This is a genomic window from Sulfitobacter sp. KMM 9851 (assembly GCF_057178245.1).
In genome coordinates this window covers 468,040-485,999 of sequence record NZ_CM169991.1, presented here as the reverse complement: position 1 = coordinate 485,999, position 17,960 = coordinate 468,040, and the positions used below count along the sequence as shown (strand labels likewise).

17 protein-coding genes are annotated in these 17,960 nt (G+C 61.1%); 10 read left to right on the top strand and 7 right to left on the bottom strand.

Annotation, left to right across the window (positions count from 1 at the left end):
• The first annotated feature begins 58 nt into the window (after positions 1-58).
• From cobU to AC1965_RS02325, 4 genes are all read left to right on the top strand, one after another.
• On the top strand, positions 59-580 hold the full coding sequence (gene cobU / locus AC1965_RS02340) for a bifunctional adenosylcobinamide kinase/adenosylcobinamide-phosphate guanylyltransferase (RefSeq protein ID WP_483885701.1): 522 nt from the start codon (positions 59-61) through the stop codon (positions 578-580).
• Complete coding sequence (locus AC1965_RS02335) at positions 577-1,158, top strand: histidine phosphatase family protein (protein WP_483885700.1); 582 nt, start codon at positions 577-579, stop codon at positions 1,156-1,158. The genes cobU and AC1965_RS02335 overlap by 4 nt, the downstream gene beginning before the upstream one ends.
• A 59-nt stretch (positions 1,159-1,217) precedes the next feature.
• Positions 1,218-1,901, top strand: a complete 684-nt coding sequence (locus AC1965_RS02330; protein ID WP_483885699.1) for a glutathione S-transferase — start codon at positions 1,218-1,220, stop codon at positions 1,899-1,901.
• 119 nt (positions 1,902-2,020) lie between these two features.
• Entirely contained in the window at positions 2,021-3,535 is a 1,515-nt protein-coding gene (locus AC1965_RS02325) for a YifB family Mg chelatase-like AAA ATPase (protein ID WP_483885698.1), read from the top strand.
• 80 nt (positions 3,536-3,615) lie between these two features.
• Here AC1965_RS02325 and AC1965_RS02320 read toward each other — a convergent pair whose 3' ends face one another.
• The 4 genes from AC1965_RS02320 to rsmI all read right to left on the bottom strand — a co-directional run bounded on the left by AC1965_RS02320 (position 3,616) and on the right by rsmI (position 6,809).
• The gene (locus AC1965_RS02320; RefSeq protein ID WP_483885697.1) at positions 3,616-4,377 is read right to left on the bottom strand and encodes an alpha/beta hydrolase; all 762 of its coding nucleotides are present in this window, start codon (positions 4,375-4,377) and stop codon (positions 3,616-3,618) included.
• Positions 4,378-4,508: 131 nt separating this feature from the next.
• Positions 4,509-5,444, bottom strand: coding sequence for a glutathione synthase (gene gshB / locus AC1965_RS02315; protein WP_483885696.1), 936 nt, complete (start codon positions 5,442-5,444; stop codon positions 4,509-4,511).
• Positions 5,445-5,549: 105 nt separating this feature from the next.
• Positions 5,550-5,939 carry a YraN family protein gene (locus AC1965_RS02310; protein WP_483885695.1) on the bottom strand — a complete coding sequence of 130 codons (390 nt, stop codon included), beginning with the start codon at positions 5,937-5,939 and terminating at the stop codon, positions 5,550-5,552.
• 6 nt (positions 5,940-5,945) lie between these two features.
• Positions 5,946-6,809, bottom strand: coding sequence for a 16S rRNA (cytidine(1402)-2'-O)-methyltransferase (gene rsmI, locus AC1965_RS02305; RefSeq protein WP_483885694.1), 864 nt, complete (start codon positions 6,807-6,809; stop codon positions 5,946-5,948).
• Between the two features lie 89 nt (positions 6,810-6,898).
• Between rsmI and AC1965_RS02300 the strand changes: the two genes are divergently transcribed.
• Positions 6,899-8,083: a penicillin-binding protein activator gene (locus tag AC1965_RS02300; protein WP_483885693.1), complete on the top strand. Its 1,185-nt coding sequence runs from the start codon at positions 6,899-6,901 to the stop codon at positions 8,081-8,083.
• The gene (locus AC1965_RS02295) at positions 8,046-10,865 is read left to right on the top strand and encodes a [protein-PII] uridylyltransferase (protein WP_483885692.1); all 2,820 of its coding nucleotides are present in this window, start codon (positions 8,046-8,048) and stop codon (positions 10,863-10,865) included. Before AC1965_RS02300 ends, AC1965_RS02295 begins: the two co-directional genes overlap by 38 nt.
• On the opposite strand, the gene ypfJ is transcribed toward AC1965_RS02295, so the two are convergent.
• Positions 10,866-11,714, bottom strand: coding sequence for a KPN_02809 family neutral zinc metallopeptidase (gene ypfJ, locus AC1965_RS02290; protein ID WP_483885691.1), 849 nt, complete (start codon positions 11,712-11,714; stop codon positions 10,866-10,868).
• Between the two features lie 64 nt (positions 11,715-11,778).
• Here ypfJ and AC1965_RS02285 point away from each other — a divergent pair, with 64 nt between their 5' ends.
• The 4 genes from AC1965_RS02285 to recR all read left to right on the top strand — a co-directional run bounded on the left by AC1965_RS02285 (position 11,779) and on the right by recR (position 15,117).
• Positions 11,779-12,141: a DUF202 domain-containing protein gene (locus AC1965_RS02285; RefSeq protein ID WP_483885690.1), complete on the top strand. Its 363-nt coding sequence runs from the start codon at positions 11,779-11,781 to the stop codon at positions 12,139-12,141.
• A 66-nt stretch (positions 12,142-12,207) separates the two neighbouring features.
• Positions 12,208-13,980, top strand: a complete 1,773-nt coding sequence (locus AC1965_RS02280) for a DNA polymerase III subunit gamma/tau (RefSeq protein ID WP_483885689.1) — start codon at positions 12,208-12,210, stop codon at positions 13,978-13,980.
• Positions 13,981-14,032: 52 nt separating this feature from the next.
• Complete coding sequence (locus AC1965_RS02275; protein WP_483885688.1) at positions 14,033-14,377, top strand: YbaB/EbfC family nucleoid-associated protein; 345 nt, start codon at positions 14,033-14,035, stop codon at positions 14,375-14,377.
• A 146-nt stretch (positions 14,378-14,523) separates the two neighbouring features.
• Entirely contained in the window at positions 14,524-15,117 is a 594-nt protein-coding gene (gene recR, locus AC1965_RS02270) for a recombination mediator RecR (RefSeq protein ID WP_483885687.1), read from the top strand.
• Between the two features lie 175 nt (positions 15,118-15,292).
• On the opposite strand, the gene AC1965_RS02265 is transcribed toward recR, so the two are convergent.
• The gene (locus AC1965_RS02265) at positions 15,293-16,471 is read right to left on the bottom strand and encodes a type III PLP-dependent enzyme (RefSeq protein ID WP_483885686.1); all 1,179 of its coding nucleotides are present in this window, start codon (positions 16,469-16,471) and stop codon (positions 15,293-15,295) included.
• A gap of 303 nt (positions 16,472-16,774) precedes the next feature.
• On the bottom strand, positions 16,775-17,878 hold the full coding sequence (locus tag AC1965_RS02260) for an endonuclease/exonuclease/phosphatase family protein (protein WP_483885685.1): 1,104 nt from the start codon (positions 17,876-17,878) through the stop codon (positions 16,775-16,777).
• Between the last annotated feature and the right edge of the window lie 82 nt (positions 17,879-17,960).

Here is a 17,960-nt window from a genome sequence, read left to right as displayed (position 1 = left end):
AACCATTGTGAGAGATACGCAGAGACAAGGTGTTTGGTTCAAATATTTGGTGAAAAACATGTTGCCAAAAGGTACATTTGCCCTAGGCGGCGCCGCATCAGGCAAGTCGCAATGGGCCGAAAAATTCGTGGAATCCTGTGGGTTACAAAAGGTTTACCTCGCCACCGGCCGGATCTGGGATGCAGAGGTTCAACTTCGCGTGAACACGCACCGCGCCCGGCGTGACAGCAGCTGGAAAACCATCGAAACTCCGCTCGACCTCGCGCCAGAACTCGCAGAATTGACCTCCGACAGCGTCGTATTGATCGACTGCGCGACAATGTGGCTTAGCAATCACCTGATGGATGGCACCGATCTTGCGCGCGCCCAAGCGGCATTGCTCTGTTCGCTGCGTGCGTGCCCCGCACCGTGGGTCATCGTCTCGAACGAAGTGGGGAACGGCATTGTACCCGACAACGCGCTGGGGCGACAATTCCGCGAAGCGCAGGGCCGACTAAACATCGCTTTGGCAGCCGAGGCGACCCTCGCCGTGCAAGTGATCGCGGGACTGCCTCAGGTGCTGAAAGGACAGATGCCATGACCACATGGCACTGGGTGCGCCACGGCCCAACCCATGAAAAGACCTTTGTCGGATGGCGCGATGTGCCGGCTGACCTATCTGATCACGCGCAAATCGCCCGGCTGAACGCCCATCTGCCGGATGCCGCGCTGCTGGTCTCTTCTGATCTGACGCGTGCCAGCGCCACCGCTGATGCCCTCGCACAGCAGGGCCGCCACCGATTGGCACACGAACGAGACCTCCGCGAACTGCACTTTGGGGTCTGGGACGGAATGCATTTCAGCGATGTTGCCACGCGCGATCCGGCACTCAGCCGCGCCTATTGGGAAACGCCCGGCGATATCGCCCCGCCCGACGGCGAAAGCTGGAACCAGACAAAGGCGCGCGTCGACCGGGTCGTGGCGCGCCTCAATGCCGCGCATCCTACGGCTCATATCATCGCGGTGGCGCATTTTGGTGTAATCCTGACCCAAATTCAGCAAGCCCTCGGCGCGGATGCCACCACCGCCATGGCACATAAGATCGACAACCTGTCCGTCACGCACATGTGCCACAGCGATGGCGATTGGCATGTTCTGGGGATCAATCACTGCCCGTGATGGAACGGCGCACAAACCAGCATTTGCCGCGCCGCCAACGCCGACCTATTCATGAACACATGACGTATGACCTCTATATCGGCGATCGCACCTTCTCGAGCTGGTCCCTGCGCGGCTGGCTGATGTTGGAAAAATTCAACCTGCCCTACCGGACCCATCTGGTCGGTCTCTACAGCGGCACAATGGCCGCCGATCTGGCCCCGCTGGTCCCCGCCACGCTGGTACCGGCCCTACGTATGCCCGATGGCACCGTGGTCGGGGAAACAATGGCGATGGCCGAAACCCTCGCAGAGCGGCATCCCGATGCAGGTCTGTGGCCCGACGATGCCAAAGCCCGCGCCACCGCGCGATGGCTGGCCGCCGCAATGGCATCCGGGTTCTCTGCTCTCCGTTCGGCCTGCCCGATGCAGCTTGATCACGTGGCCGCCGGGTTTGCCCCCACCGACGCGGTCAAAGCCGATCTTGCGCGCATTGAAACCCTCTGGTCGCACGCCCGCAGCATGGCAACGGACGACGGCCCCTGGCTTTTTGGCCGCTACAGCCTCGCGGACGCCTTTTATGCCCCTGTTGCCGCGCGGATCGTGGGATACGACCTGCCGGTCTCAACTGCTGCGCGCGACTATTGCGACGCTACCATCAGTGACCCCGCGTTTAAGGCATGGCGCACCGAAGGGTTGAAAACGACCTACGACCCCTTCCCTTACCCAATCACTACCGAACGCCGCGCGTGGCCCGACGCATAAGCGCTGTTCAATTTCACCCCGCCAAATAAACTAAAAAAACGACGCACTTAGCGCGTGCGTTAACTATTCTTAAACATCCCTTACCTACCGATTAACCATATCCGGAGAGAAGGGTCAGCATGGTATCGCACGCCTACACAGTCGCATTCCAAGGCATCGACGCACGCATCGTCGAGGTCCAATGCGCGGTAACGGCGGGATTGCCTGCGTTCTCCATCGTCGGCCTGCCGGACAAAGCCGTGTCAGAGGCCCGCGACCGTGTGCGCACCGCCCTTACTGCTATGGCCATCGCCCTGCCGTCACGCCGCATCACCATCAACCTCTCCCCCGCCGACCTGCCCAAGGAAGGCAGCCATTTCGACCTGCCGATTGCGCTGGCTCTGCTGGCCGCGCTCGACATCCTTCCCGATGATGTGACACGGACAGTCGTTGCTCTCGGGGAATTATCGCTTGATGGCACCTTGATGCCTGTTGTCGGCGCACTTCCCGCTGCGATGGCTGCGGCCTCGCGCAACCTCGGGCTGCTTTGCCCCGCGTCATCCGGGGCCGAAGCAGCCTGGGTCGGCTCCGCACAGGTCATCGCGGCGGCAACCCTCGGCGACGTCGTGCGCCATTATACCGGACAAGTGCCTCTCAGCCCCGCCGAACCAGGTGAGGTGCCCCTTACTCCGCAGGGCCGCGATCTGCGCGAGGTCAAAGGCCAGGAACGCGCCAAACGCGCATTGGAAATAGCGGCGGCAGGACGTCACCACCTGATGTTGGTGGGCACACCGGGGTCAGGCAAATCCATGCTCGCCGCGCGCCTACCCACAATCCTGCCACCACTCACCCCGACCGAGGCGCTAGAAACCTCGATGATCCACTCGCTCGCCGGATTGCTGGACGAAGGGGGCATTTCGCGCAGCCGCCCGTTTCGTGAGCCGCACCACACCGCGTCGATGGCTGCAATCATCGGAGGCGGGCGGCGCGCGCGTCCCGGCGAAGTCTCGCTGGCCCATAATGGCGTGCTGTTCATGGACGAATTCCCCGAATTCCCCCGCACTGTTTTGGAAACCCTGCGCCAGCCCATCGAAACCGGCGAAGTGATGATTGCGCGCGCCAATGCCCATGTCACCTACCCCTGCAAGTTCATGCTGATCGCCGCCGCTAACCCCTGTAAATGTGGCTATCTGCCCGATCCCGCGCGGGCCTGTGCCCGCGTCCCGCAATGTGGCGAGGATTACATGGGACGTATTTCCGGCCCGTTGATGGACCGCTTTGATCTGCGCGTCGACGTGCCCCCCGTCGCCTACACCGACCTTGACCTGCCCGCAAATGGTGAAAGCTCCGCCGAGGTCGCCACGCGCGTCGCCGCCGCGCGACAGGTCCAATCCGAACGTTTTGCCGACACGCCCGACATGTCAGCAAATGCAGACGCCATCGGAGACATGCTGGAGACAATCGCCAGCCCTGACCCCGAAGCACGCGAACTGCTGAGCCGTGCGGCAGCCAGGTTTCACCTTTCGGCGCGGGGTTATCACCGGGTGATGCGCGTCGCACGTACCATTGCAGACCTTGCCGGGGCCGAGCAGGTGCGCAAACCCCATGTCGCCGAGGCCATCAGCTTTCGATTGCCATCGCCAGGCGGCGGCTGACACTTCCTAACCCAAAGCGCCCGAGGCGCATGAGGGAGCCTCCGGCGGGGAATATTTAAGACCAAAAAGAATGCAAAACTCTATCGCTCCATCGCGGTGATCCACGCGGCCAAGGCATCAATGCTGTTGCGTGCCTCGGGCAGGACGTTATGAAAAATCGGCCAGACATGCGGCAGATCGTGCCTTTCCTCTAGCGTCACATCGATGCCAGTGGCGTTCAAATGCGCCGCCATGCGACGGCTGTCATCGCGTAGAATTTCGGTATCACCGACCGTTAACCAAACGGGTGGCGCGCCGGGAAAGTCTGCAAACAGCGGACTCGCGCGCGGATCACTGGCGGCGTGGCCACGCAGATACATTTGGGCCAACTCTGCCGCCCTTTCGCCAGGCAGCACGACATCGCAATGCAGGTTTTCGCGAAAGCTGGCGCCGGAGAACGTGAGATCCACCAAGGGCGAGAGCGCAAACAGCCCCGCTGGCACGCCGCGCCCTTCGCGACAAATCTGCGCCAGCAAATCAAAGGCCAGCGCCCCACCAGCACTGTCACCGCCGACGACCACGTCACCTGGTGCGACACCGCTTGCAATCAGATCATCCCAAGCTGAACGCACGTCATCCGCAGCCCCCGGAAAGGCAACTTCGGGCGAAAGCGCATAGCGGGGCAGAACAGCGCGCGCGCCCAAGGATGTCGCAAGCCGCGCGATCATGGCCTTGTGGGTATCGGGGCTGCCAAAAACAAAGCCTCCGCCATGGATGTAAAAGATCACCAACTTACGCGTTTGCGCGGCTGGCGTAAGCCAAAGCGCCTCGGTCTTGCCCGCGCGCCGCCATTCCTCGTGCACGCCACGCGGTCCATGGAAAAACAACCGCGCCTTTACGGCAAGCGAGCGGCGGAGCCCCGCGGGCGTTGCCCTTGCGATTACGGGTCGTTCCGTCCAGCGCAACAAACGATTGAGTATTTGTCGGCGCAGGCTCATCCGCGGCGACGCTCAATCGCCTCCCAGATCCGGGCAGCAATGTTGACATTGTCAAACCGCTCCAATTCCTGAATGCCGGTCGGCGACGTCACGTTGATTTCTGTCAGGTAATCGCCGATCACGTCGATGCCGACAAAAACCTGGCCCTTTTCCTTGAGCAGCGGGCCGATGGCGGCGCAAATTTCGAGGTCGCGCTCGGTGAGTCCGATCTTCTCAGGCCGCCCGCCGACATGCATATTGGATCGGGTTTCACCCTCTGCAGGCACGCGGTTGATGGCGCCCACCGGTTCACCATCGACAAGAATTACCCGTTTGTCACCCTTGGCAACAGCAGGCAGGAATTTCTGCACGATCAGGGGCTCGCGCGAGAAGCCTGTGAAAAGTTCATGCAGCGACGACAGGTTGCGGTCGTTGGCATCAAGCCGAAACACGCCGGCGCCACCGTTGCCGTAAAGCGGCTTGAGTATAACATCGCCGTGCTTTGCCTTGAACGCTTTGATGGTCGCCAGATCGCGGGCGATGGTCGTTGGCGGCGTCAGGTCGGGGAAATCCAGCACCATCAGTTTTTCGGGGTAGTTGCGGACCCAAAATGGGTCGTTCACCACCAGCGTCGTGTCTTTCAGCCGGTCCAGCAGGTGCGTCGAGGTGATGTAGTGCATGTCAAAGGGCGGGTCCTGACGCAGCCAGACCACGTCGTAATCGGCAAGATCCACCTCTCTCTCCGGGCCAAGCTGGGCATGATCGCCCTGCACCCGCTGAACAGTGAAATCATGCCCGCGCGCCGTGATCCGTCCCTCCTGATAGGCGAGGTGGTCGGGCGTATAAAAGAACAGATCATGCCCGCGCGCCTGCGCTTCCTCCGCCAAACGAAAGCTGCTGTCGGCATTGATGTTCACGTCCCCGATCGGGTCCATCTGAAAGGCGATTTTCATTGGGCTGTCCCTGCTGCTGTACACTAGTTCAGCGCCATTCGGCCAGCAACTCTGGCAAAAAGCACTCTATCCTAGATGGCGCAGCACGGGCCGCTGCGCAATGGGTCAGCCGTGGCCAAACGCGTTTTCGATGATTTCCATCGCGCCCTGACCATCGACCAGTGCGACGTCAAACCGCGCCTCTGTCAGGCTGCCAAGCGGTTCATGGCCCATGAATTCCTCGGCAGAGCGATATATCCGTTGCATCTGTCGCCGCGACAGGCTTTCGGCCGCGCGCGCGAAATCCCGGCTTTGTTTTACTTCGACAAAGATCAATCCGCTGCCGTCGCGCAGGATCAGATCAATCTCGCCGGACCGACCACGCCAGCGGCGACTTGCAACGGCAAAGCCCCGTCTTTCGTAATCCTGTGCAATCCGGTTTTCGGCGGCCAAACCAGCCTGATAAGCGATCTGCCCGCGCTGATGACGGATGCTGTTCGATTTCAATTTATCCATCGTCATCTAGTCCTTGTTCTGCCCCAAAGCCAAGGCGGCCTGATACACCTGCCGACGGGGCAGGCCATGGGCCTGCGCCACCAGATCAACAGCGTCGCGCATCGACATATCAGCCAAGGCCCGCGACAGGTCAGATTCTAGATCAATTTGCTTAACAGATTCCAAACGCCCCCGATCGACCAGCACCACGACCTCGCCTTTTGGCGCGGCACCTTGGTACATTTCCGCCAGATCTTTAAGACTACCGCGTTGAATTTCCTCGAATTTCTTGGTCAATTCGCGGCACATCGCCGCCTGTCTTTCGGCACCCAGCGCCTGGGCCGCATCCCGCAGCATCGCCCCAAGGCGCTTGGGCGATTCGTAAAACACCAGCGTCCCGGGTATATCGCGCAGCCGTTCCAGTGCCGCCAGCCGCGCAGCTTTGCTGTTTGGCAAAAAACCGGCAAAGAAAAACGCATCTGTCGGCAGGCCGCCCAATGCCAGCGCCGTCAGCACGGCAGACGGCCCCGGCGCACAAGTCATCATCAGCCCGGCCTTCGCCACCGCCCGCGACAGTTCGAACCCCGGATCGGCAATCAGCGGCATACCTGCTTCCGATGCGTAGGCCACGGATTTGCCCTCGGCCATGGCCGCAATCAGCCGCTCCTGCACGCCTGTGCCGCTGTGATCATGAAGCGCCTGAACCTGCCGACCGGCCAGCGGCACACCGTGAATCTCCATCAACCGCCGCAGGCTGCGCGTGTCCTCTGCCGCCAGCACATCCGCCGATGCCAAGACGTCGAGCGCCCGCAACGTGATGTCGCGTGCGGTGCCAATTGGCACCCCGACAAAATAAAGTCCGGGCGCTAGCGCCACCTTCTGAAAATTCAACGCTAGACCCGCCTTTCGCAGACACTATGATCGCGGCACATATTCTGCGGCGATTTGTGCCGCGCCACCACCCGGGGAGTGAACTGACGATGATTGCCTTTTTCCACGCCAGCTGCAAGCGGATGCGACTGTTGCTGTTGCCACTTTTCGCCCTGATTCTGGCCGCCTGCGATCCGGCCGCGATGGGCGGTCTGGCCAGTTCCGGCGGGCCCAAGATTGACACATCTGCCCCTGTTCCAGTCGCACTTCTGATCCCGCGCGGCGGGTCCAGCAGTGACGAGCTGTTGGCAAAAAACCTAGAAAACGCTGCGCGTTTGGCGATGCGCGACCTGGACGGCGTTACAATTGACCTGCGTGTCTATGCCACCGCCGGCCGTGCCGACACGGCCGCCGCTGTGGCCACTCAGGCGGTGAACGAGGGTGCCAAGATCATCATTGGCCCGGTCTACGGCGAAGCCGCCAATGCAGCCGGCGTCGCCGCTGCGTCCAAGGGCATCAATGTTTTGTCCTTTTCCAACAATCCAACGATCGCGGGCGGCAACGTTTTTGTCCTTGGGCCGACCTTTGACAACACCGCGAACCGCTTGGTTGGCTATGCCAAAAAGACCGGCAAAGACCGCATCGTCATCGTGTCTGGGCAAGATGTTGCTGGTCAGTTGGGCCGCAGCGCCATCGAACAGGCCATCCGCGCCAATGGTGCCACGCTGGCAGGCAATGTCGACTATGCGCTCAGCCAGGAATCGGTGATTGCCGCCGTACCGCGGGTCAAGGCGACGGTCGACGCTTCCGGGGCCAACGCGCTGTTCCTGACCACATCGTCCGCCAGCGCCTTGCCACTCTTTGCGCAATTGCTGCCAGAGGCAGGTCTTCAGGTCGCCACCACCCAGTATATCGGCCTGACACGTTGGGATATCCCGCGCCAAACCCTGGAGTTGCCTGGCGTGCAGGGCGGCTGGTTTGCCTTGCCTGATCCGTCGGCCTCAGCAGCCTTCGCACAGCGCTACAGTGCCGCCTACGGCAGCGAACCACACCCACTGGCCGGTCTCGCCTTCGACGGCATCGCCGCTGTGGGCGCACTGGTGAAATCGGGTAAATCCAACGCCTTGACCGGTGCGGCACTTACCCAAGGCGCGGGCTTTAAGGGCGCCAGCGGCATTTTCCGCCTGCGTCCCAACGGCACGAACGAACGCGGTTTGGCCGTTGCCACTATCCGCAACAACAAGGTTGTCGTGATTGATGCGGCGCCGCGTGCCTTTGGCGGGGCCGGGTTCTGAGTTGGACCTCGCACAGCCAGACACATCAACAGGCGTGGCCCCCCGGCCACGCCTGATCTGCCCCCCGGACCTGATCTTTGATACCCAGGCGGTACAAAGTGCGCTCGCGCAACTGGACAGCAGTGGCGATGCCACCGCCCAGCGCGCCGAGGTGGTGACCATCCTGCGCCGCGCGCAGGACCAAGGCCGCGCCGAAATTGCCCGTGCTTTTGCCGCCACCCCGTTTGATGCCCGCGCCATGACATCGGCCTATACATATTTGACAGACCATCTGGTGCGCACGGCGCTTGATGTTGCGGCCAAGATTCTGCATCCGAACCCTAACCCGACCAATGGCGAACGGCTGTCGGTGATCGGCGTCGGCGGCTATGGCCGGGGCGAGATGGCACCGTTTTCTGATGTCGATCTGCTGTTTCTGATCCCCTACAAGGCCACCGCCTGGTCCGAAAGCGTGATCGAATCCATGCTTTACGTGCTCTGGGATCTCAAGCTCAAGGTCGGCCATGCCACCCGCACGATCCGTGAATGTATCCGCTTGGGCGCCAATGATTACACGATTCAGACAGCGCTTCTCGAACACCGCTTCATCGCTGGGGACGTCGCACTGGCCAAAAAACTGGACAGCACCCTGCGCAACGATCTTTTCTCCGGCTCAGGGCGCGACTTTATCGAAGCCAAGCTGGAAGAGCGCGACAACCGTCACCTGAAACAGGGCGAACGCTATGTCGTGGAGCCGAACGTGAAGGAAGGCAAAGGCGGCTTGCGGGACCTGCATTCGCTGTTCTGGATCGCGAAGTTCATCCATAATGTCGACCGCGTCGCCGATTTGGTGGACAAGGGAGTGTTCCGCGCCGACGAATATGAAACCTTCCGCGAAGCAGAGGAATTTCTCTGGGCCGTGCGGGGCCATCTGCACCTGCTAACGGGCCGCGCCACCGAACAACTGACCTTCGACATGCAGGTCTCTGTCGCGCAGGCCATGGGCTACGAAGACACCGGCGGGCGGCGCGGGGTCGAAGTGTTCATGCAAGCCTATTTCCGCCAGGCCACCGCCGTGGGCGACCTTACCCGCATCTTTGTGACCGGGCTGGAAGCGATGCACGTCAAGGCCGAACCACTGCTCGAACGCATCTTCCGCCGACGTCCCAAAATCCGCGCCGGCTATGAGGTGGTGCACAACCGTATCGCCGTCGCCGACGACGTGAATTTCCTGTCCGACAAATTAAACCTGCTGCGCATCTTCGAAGAAGCACTGCGCACCGGTATGTTGATACACCCCGAAGCCATGCGCCTGATCAAGGCGAACCTAGAGCTGATCGACGACGACATGCGTCAGAACAGCGAGGCGCAGCGCATCTTCCTCGACCTGCTGCTGAAACATGGCAACCCAGAGCGCGCTCTGCGCCGGATGAACGAGCTGGGCGTGCTGGGCGCCTTCATCCCCGAATTTGAACCCATCGTCGCAATGATGCAGTTCAATATGTACCACAGCTATACCGTGGACGAACATATCATCCAGTGTGTCGCCAACCTTGCCCGGATCGAAAAGGGCGAGCTGGAGGAAGAGCTGCCCGTCGCCTCGTCAATCCTGAAACGCGGCGTGAACCGCAAGGTGCTCTATGTGGCGCTGCTGCTGCATGACATCGGCAAGGGCCGCCCCGAAGACCATTCGATACTGGGCGCCAAAATGGTGCGCAAAATCGGTCCTCGTCTGGGTCTGAAACAGGACGAAGTCGACACGGTGGAATGGCTGGTGCGCTATCACTTGCTGATGTCCGACATGGCTCAGAAACGCGATATTGCCGATCCCCGCACGGTGCGCGACTTTGCCAAGGCGGTGCAGACGGTCAAACGGCTTGATATGCTTTGCGTGCTAACGGTCTGCGATATTCGTGGCGTCGGCCCTAACACCTGGAACAACTGGAAGGCCGTGCTGATCCGCGCCCTGTACCGCCAGACCGAACGCGCGCTGGAAACCGGGCTTGAGGATCTCAACCGTGAAAATCGCGGCACCGAGGCCAAGAAGGCCCTGCGCGAGTCCCTGTCGCATTGGCCGCGCAAGGTATTGCAGACGGAAACCGCCCGACATTATCCACCGTACTGGCAGGGGCTGCATGTCACCGCCCATATCGCCTTTGCCGAAATGCTGCGCGACGTGCAGGACGGAGATGTGCGCATAGACCTGCACCCCGACGAAGACCGCGACGCCACCCGTGCCTGTTTTGTCATGGCCGATCACCCCGGCATCTTTTCACGGCTGGCAGGCGCGCTGGCATTGGTCGGCGCCAATGTCGTCGACGCCCGCAGCTATACCACTAAGGACGGGATCGTGACCGATGCCTTCTGGATACAGGACGCTGACGGCAACGCCTTTGAGACCGACCGCCTGCCTCGCCTGCGCCAGATGATCGAAAAGACATTGCGCGGCGAAATCGTGGCCCGCGATGCGTTGAAATCTCGCGACAAAGTCAAGAAACGCGAAAAGGCATTTCGCGTGCCGACCCATATTACCTTCGACAACGAAGGATCAGAAATCTACACGATTATCGAGGTCGATACCCGTGACCGCCCCGGCCTGCTCTATGATCTGGCGCGGACACTGGCATCTGCCAACGTCTATATCGCCAATGCCGTCATCGCGACATACGGCGAACAAGTGGTCGATACCTTCTATGTAAAGGATATGTTCGGCCTCAAATACTATTCCGAGGCCAAACAACGTTCACTCGAAAGCCGCCTACGCGAGGCGATCACCGCCGGTGTTGAACGCGCCGAAGGCTGACTAAAGCTGCTTGGCGGCGAAGGTGTCGCACTGATCAAGCGATCCGCTGTCATAGCCGCGCCCGAACCAGCGTGCGCGCTGTTCCGATGTGCCGTGGGTAAAGGTATGCGGCTGCGGCACGCGCCCGGCCTGACGTTGCAGATGGTCATCACCGATCTTGCGCGCCGCGTTCAGCGCCTCGTCCAGATCACCTTTTTCCATCAAACCCTGTACATTCGCGGCCCATATCCCGGAAAAGCAATCCGCCATCAGTTCCAGCTTTACGGTCAGGGCGTTTGCCTCGGTTTTCGATGCCTGCCTGCGCGCGGCATCAACCTGTGGCAGGATGCCCAGCTCGTTCTGCACGTGGTGCGCGACCTCATGGGCGATCACATACGCCGCGGCAAAATCGCCGCCCGCACCCATCTGACGGTCCAGCATGGTAAAGAAACTCGTATCTAGATACGCCTTGCGATCCGCCGGACAATAAAACGGACCGGTGGCGCCCGATGCCCCCCCACAAGCGCTTTGAGTCACGTTATCAAACACCACAACCTTGGGGGCGCGGTAGGTTTCGCCGACCTGTTCCTGAAACACACGGGTCCAGACCTGCTCTGTCGTGGTCAACACCTGTGCGACGAACTGGGTCTGGGGGTCGTCACTCTCGGACACAGGCTGCGATTGTTGCACCTGACCGCCGCCACCGCCCTGCCCGGTCAGCAGCGGCGTTACGTCGATCCCGGTGAAATACCCGATTGCCAAAACCGCCACGACACCGACAAGCCCAAGCCCACCGGCACGCCCGCCGCCCCCGCCGCCACCACGCCGCACCTCGACGTTTCGGCTTCGATTGATCCCTCGCAAACGCATGTGTCTCTCCCCCTGAATGTCACTGACTATTGTCAGGCGAACGCACACCGCGCACAATGGTTCAATGACTGACAAAAATGATTTGGCCGAACACCGCACCAACTGGGCCGAGGACCGCACGATCCTCGCCAATGAACGCACCTTCGCGGGTTGGATGCGGACCGGCATGGCCGCTCTTGCGGTGGCCGTGGGCCTCAAGGCCGTGTTTGGTGATTTTGAACCGACTTGGGCCGCAAAAGCGGTTGCCAGCGTCTTCGTCGTCGCGGCCGTCTATATCTTTTGGGCCGCCCATGACACGGCGACCAAAACGCTGGAACGGCTTGAGGACCACCACGCCAACGCGCAACCCAACTCCCGGATGAAAACACTCGCGGTGATTTTCAGCGCTGCATCGGTGGCCGTGGGCGCCATCCTGTGGATGCTCTGACTGCGGTGGACGCCGCCGCCCGGACAGCTTAGCTTACCAACCTGACCGAATCCGATCTGGGGCACCATGACAGACACATCCGCCTACCGCGTGCTGGCCCGCAAATATAGGCCCGAAACCTTTGCCGATCTCGTTGGGCAGGATGCCATGGTGCGCACCCTCAAAAACGCGTTCGAGGCTGACCGCATCGCGCAGGCTTTTATCATGACGGGCATCCGCGGCACCGGTAAAACCACCACCGCACGGATCATCGCCAAAGGCATGAACTGCATCGGACCCGATGGCACCGGCGGCCCCACCACCGAACCTTGCGGGCAGTGCGAACACTGCACCGCGATCATGGAGGGGCGCCATGTCGACGTGATGGAGATGGACGCCGCATCCAATACCGGCGTCGCCAACATCCGCGAAATTATTGACAGCGTTCACTATCGCGCGGCCTCGGCCCGCTACAAAGTCTATATCGTGGACGAAGTGCACATGCTCTCGACCGGGGCCTTCAACGCCCTGTTGAAAACCCTCGAGGAACCGCCCGAACACGTCAAATTCATCTTTGCCACCACCGAAATCCGCAAGGTGCCGGTAACCGTGCTGTCGCGCTGTCAACGGTTCGACCTGCGCCGGATTGAACCCGAAGTGATGATCGCCCTGCTGCGCAAGATCGCGACGTCAGAGGGGGCCGAGATCGCTGATGACGCACTGGCCCTCATCACGCGCGCCGCCGAAGGTTCTGCGCGCGATGCCACATCGCTGCTTGATCAGGCCATCAGCCACGGCGCGGGCGAAACCACTGCCGTACAGGTCCGCGCCATGCTGGGCCTGGCCGACCGGGGCCGCGTGCTTGACCTGTTCGATATGGTGCTGCGCGGCGATGCGGCAGGTGCGTTGACCGAACTCAGCGGGCAATACGCCGATGGCGCAGACCCGATGGCAGTGATGCGCGACCTGGCCGAAATCACCCATTGGGTGTCCGTGGTCAAAATCACGCCTGACGCCGCCGAAGACCCCACAGTGTCACCCGAGGAACGCGAACGAGGCCAGGAAATGGCCGAGGCATTGCCGATGCGGGTGCTGGCACGGCTTTGGCAGATGCTGCTAAAGTCGCTGGACGAGGTCGCCGCAGCCCCCAACGCGATGATGGCCGCCGAAATGGCCATCATCCGCCTAACCCATGTCGCGGACCTGCCCACACCCGAGGAACTGGTGCGCAAACTCAATGCCACCCCACCGCCCCCCGCCCCGCCCCCAAGCGGCGGCGGAACTGGCGGCGGCGTGACAGGTGGCAACACATCGGCGCAGTCGAGCCACAGCACACCCGCCTCCGGCACCACAGGCGGCGCGCCAACTGCCCGCAGCGGCGGCGGGGCGGTCGCAGCCCTCGCCACCGAAGTCGATGCCGCCTTGGCGCGCTTTCCCACCTTCGAACATGTGGTCGAACTGATCCGCGCCAACCGTGACGTCAAGCTGTTGGTCGACGTGGAATCGGGCGTGCGCCTCGCCGCCTATCAGCCGGGCCGCATCGAGTTTACCCCCGCCGCCAATGCCCCGCCTGACCTCGCGCACCGGCTTGGCACAAGGCTTCAGCAATGGACAGGCAACCGCTGGGCTGTCTCGCTGGTCAATACCGGCGACGCTGAAACCATCGCCGAAATCCGCGATGCAAAGGAAAACGACTTGCGCGCCAAGGCGCAGGACCACCCCCTGATGCAGGCGGTTCTCGCGCGCTTTCCCAAAGCCCGCATCACCGCGATCCATACCCCCGAACAACGCGCCGCCGCCGCCATCAGCGAAGCGCTGCCCGAAGTCGAAGACGAATGGGACCCCTTCGAAGACGGTTGATCCCTGCGCGCCGACCCCACATATAAACGACACGCAATTCAAGGAGAACGAGATGCTCAAAGGACTAGGCGGCCTCGGCGATATGGCCGGAATGATGAAAAAAGCGCAGGAAATGCAGGGCAAGATGGCCCAGATGCAAGAGGAGATGGCGAATATCACTGTCACCGGCGAATCCGGTGCGGGCCTGGTCAAAGCCACGTGCACCGCTAAGGGCGAGTTGACCTCTCTCGATATCGACCCCTCGATCTTTAATGGCGACGACAAGGAAGTGGTCGAAGACCTGATCCTCGCTGCCATCAAAGATGCCCAGTCCAAGGCAAGCGAGCGCGCGCAGTCCGAAATGGCCAAGCTTACCGAAGGTATGGGCCTGCCCGCTGGCATGAAGCTGCCTTTCTAATCTGTGTTTTCACCAAAGGCACGGCTCGGCGGGCGGCAACGGATTTCCATCGCATCCGGCTTCCCGCCCCGTGCTTCGCGCGACGCGCCCCTCTGTTTTATTTTGCCAAATAAACTCGACCCACCCTCTGCCACAGGTGCTATTCCTTGAGTTCAACCCGCGACATCGACGCCCTGATCGAACTGATGGCCAAGCTACCCGGCCTCGGTCCCCGCTCGGCCCGGCGCGCGGTACTGCACCTGATCCGCAAACGGGCCCTGCTGCTGACGCCCCTGTCTGACCTGATGCAGACCGTGGCCGTCACAGCGCGGGAGTGTTTGAACTGCGGTAATGTCGGCACCACCGATGTCTGCGATATCTGTACCAGTGAAAAACGCGGCAATGGCGAACTTTGTGTGGTCGAGGATGTCGCAGACCTCTGGGCGATGGAACGCTCGGGCGTGTTCAAGGGGCGCTACCACGTGCTCGGCGGTACCCTGAGCGCGCTGGACGCCATCGGCCCGCAGGAACTGCGCATCCCGCGCCTGATCGACCGGGTCGCGACCGAAGGCATCAGCGAGGTCATCCTCGCACTGAATGCGACGATCGACGGCCAGACGACGGCACATTACATCGCCGATCAATTGGACGGGCAGGTGCAACTGACGTCGCTGGCACAGGGCGTGCCGATAGGGGGCGAGTTGGATTACCTCGACGATGGCACCATCACTGCCGCTATGCGCGCGCGCAAGGCGGTGTGAGGCAAGGCTGTGTGAGGTAAGGGGGCCAGCCCCCATCGCCTGCGGCGATTCCCCCGGGAATATTTTTGACCAAAAAGAGATAAGGCAGCGGGCAGTTTCAGCCTGTGAAAGCAAATCGGGCCGCCTGCTCCTCCCAAAGCAGGCGGCCCTTTCCGGCATGGCAGATCGGTCCCGGTTACAGGACGACCACATCCAGCGGCGGAAACCCGTTGAACCCAACCGAACTGTAAGAGCTGGTATAGGCGCCACAGTTGCGGATCATGATCTTGTCACCATCACGCAGCGCGAGAGGCAGATCAATCGGGTTCTTTTCGTACAGGATATCGGCAGAGTCGCACGACGGACCAGCCAGAACACACGGCCCAACCGGGCCGCCGTCATGTGGTGTATCGAACTGATAGCGGATCGCTTCGCCTTCGGTTTCGGCCAGCCCCGAAAAGCGGCCGATGTCCAGGTAGACCCAGCGGCGCTGCGCGTCTTTCGATTTTGTCGACACCAGCAGGACTTCGGCGGCGATGTGCCCCGCCTCGGCCACGAGGCCACGGCCCGGCTCTGCCATCACATGTGGCACATGTCCAAAGCGATCTTCGACCGCCTTCATGATCGCTGAGGCATAGGCGCGTGGCGCGTCAATCGCCTCACCGTGAAACGCCGGGAAACCACCGCCAATGTTCAGCAATTGCAAATCGTGCCCGGCGGCGTTTGCGGCGTGCCACAGCGGTGCGACCTGATCCAGAACCGGGTGCCAGAATTCTGCCTTGCGGGTTTGCGACCCGACGTGAAAAGACAGCCCATAGGGCACCAGACCCACGGATTTTGCATGGTCCAGCAGCGACGGCAGCAGCGAATCCGCGCAGCCGAATTTGCGGGTCAGCGGCCAGTCGGCCAGCGAATTTTCCACGATCACCCGGATATAGACACGTGCACCGGGCGCATGTTCCGCGATCTTGTCCAATTCGCTTTCGCAATCGGCGGCGAACAGGGTCACGCCCACGGAATGCGCAAAAGCAATGTCGACACCGCGTTTGATGGTGTTGCCGAAAGATACCTTGGTGGTATCCACACCCTGCGACAGACAGAGTTCGATTTCCTGGCGTGAGGCCGCATCGAAACCGCAGCCCTTCTCGACCAGCATACGGATGATCTCGGGCGCCGGATTGGCTTTTACCGCATAGTGGATATGCGCGCGCCCCAGCCCGTCGTGCAAGGCGTCGTATTTCGCCGCAACCCGGTCACGGCTGATGACCAGCGTCGGGCGGTCGAATGTGTTTTCGGCGATATATTCCGCCACTTCATCGTAGTTCGACGCGGCATCGGAAAAAACGGTACGTTGTGCGGTAGAAGTCATATGCATCTCCAAAGAGCAGGTGGGGCGGGAGTACCCCAAGAGTCGTTTCAAGAGACGTTACCGTCGCTGCAAAGTCACAAGGCAGTCAGCTTGGAAAACTGAGCCGCCCGAGGCGCGTGCGTTGGCGTCTGTAGAGGCGCATTTACGCCCTTTTCAGATTCGTACAAGTGGGAAAATCAGCATGTTTCAGAATTGTTCGACGCCGCAAGTCACTGTGTCGTCATTGCATCACACGCTTCGGTGCGCCAAGACCAAAAAGACATATAATTGTTTTAAATCAAGGCGTTATCGCACCGCCGCCAACCACCGTCATTCATCTTCCCAATCGCTGCCAATCGCATCCCGGTTACGTCCACGTTCTTCTTGGATCATCTGAGACACCTCGCGGCGCTCTTGATCGTCCATATCTTCAGGCTCTGTTTCCGCTGCTTCGGTTTCGGCCAAGGCAATGATGAACCACATCGGAAAATGGTCCGACCCGATCTTGCCTAATCGATCCATTTCCAGCAGGCGGAACTGCGGGTCATGAAATAGATGGTCCAACGGCCAGCGCATCCACGGCATCGTGGCGCTAAAGGTGTTGTACATGCCACGACCGACCCTTGGATCCAGCAGACCTGAAAGGCGCTGAAACCGTCGGGTGGTGCTGGACCAAGCAACGTCATTCAGATCGCCCGAAACAACAGCAGGCAGAGGATCTTTTTCTGCCAACATGCCAATCAACGCGATCTCGCTGTCGCGGCCGACGGTATCATGGTTGATGACAGGCGGCTCGGGGTGCACAACATAAAGCCGGAAATCCTCACCGATCCGCAGGCGTACCCGCGCACTGACCGATGGCACACCCTCGGTAACGAGTTCGCTGATCTCGATCTCTGACAATGGCAGCTTCGACATGACACACATGCCATAACCGTTGTCTTTGGGCACTTTGACCCAGTGTTCGTAGTCGTCACCCACACCGTCTTCCAGCGCCTTGATCCAATCATCGTCCACCTCGATGGCCATGACGATATCGGGTGACCGGGCGCTGATCAGCGCGATCAAGCGGTCATAGGCGCGGTTGGATTTTTTGACATTGGCGGCCAGCAGGCTGACGTGCCGGTCGGTGTCGGCGCGCAGCGATGCCCCAGCGTTCACCGATTGTCGCCGCCAGATCGGGGTGAACTTGATAATATAAGCGGCCTGTATCGCCGCCATCGCCACCATCACGACGGCCCCCGCGGCACCCAAGGTGCCACCATGTACCCAAGGTAGGACCAGAACCAGCACCAAGGCCAACGCCACCATCTGTTCGCGCGGAAAGGCGAGGCCCCGAATGGCCCCAAACGGCACCTTGCTGAGCGGCAGCAGGGTCGCCACGACCAACAGAACCGCCAGTCCCCAGATTACGATGGTCAGCGAGGTCTCCATGATGCCTTTCAGGCGCAACACGCCAGTGGGGGTAAATTGAAACAGGGCGCCGGTTCCCCGACGCCCTGTTGTCATAACACAC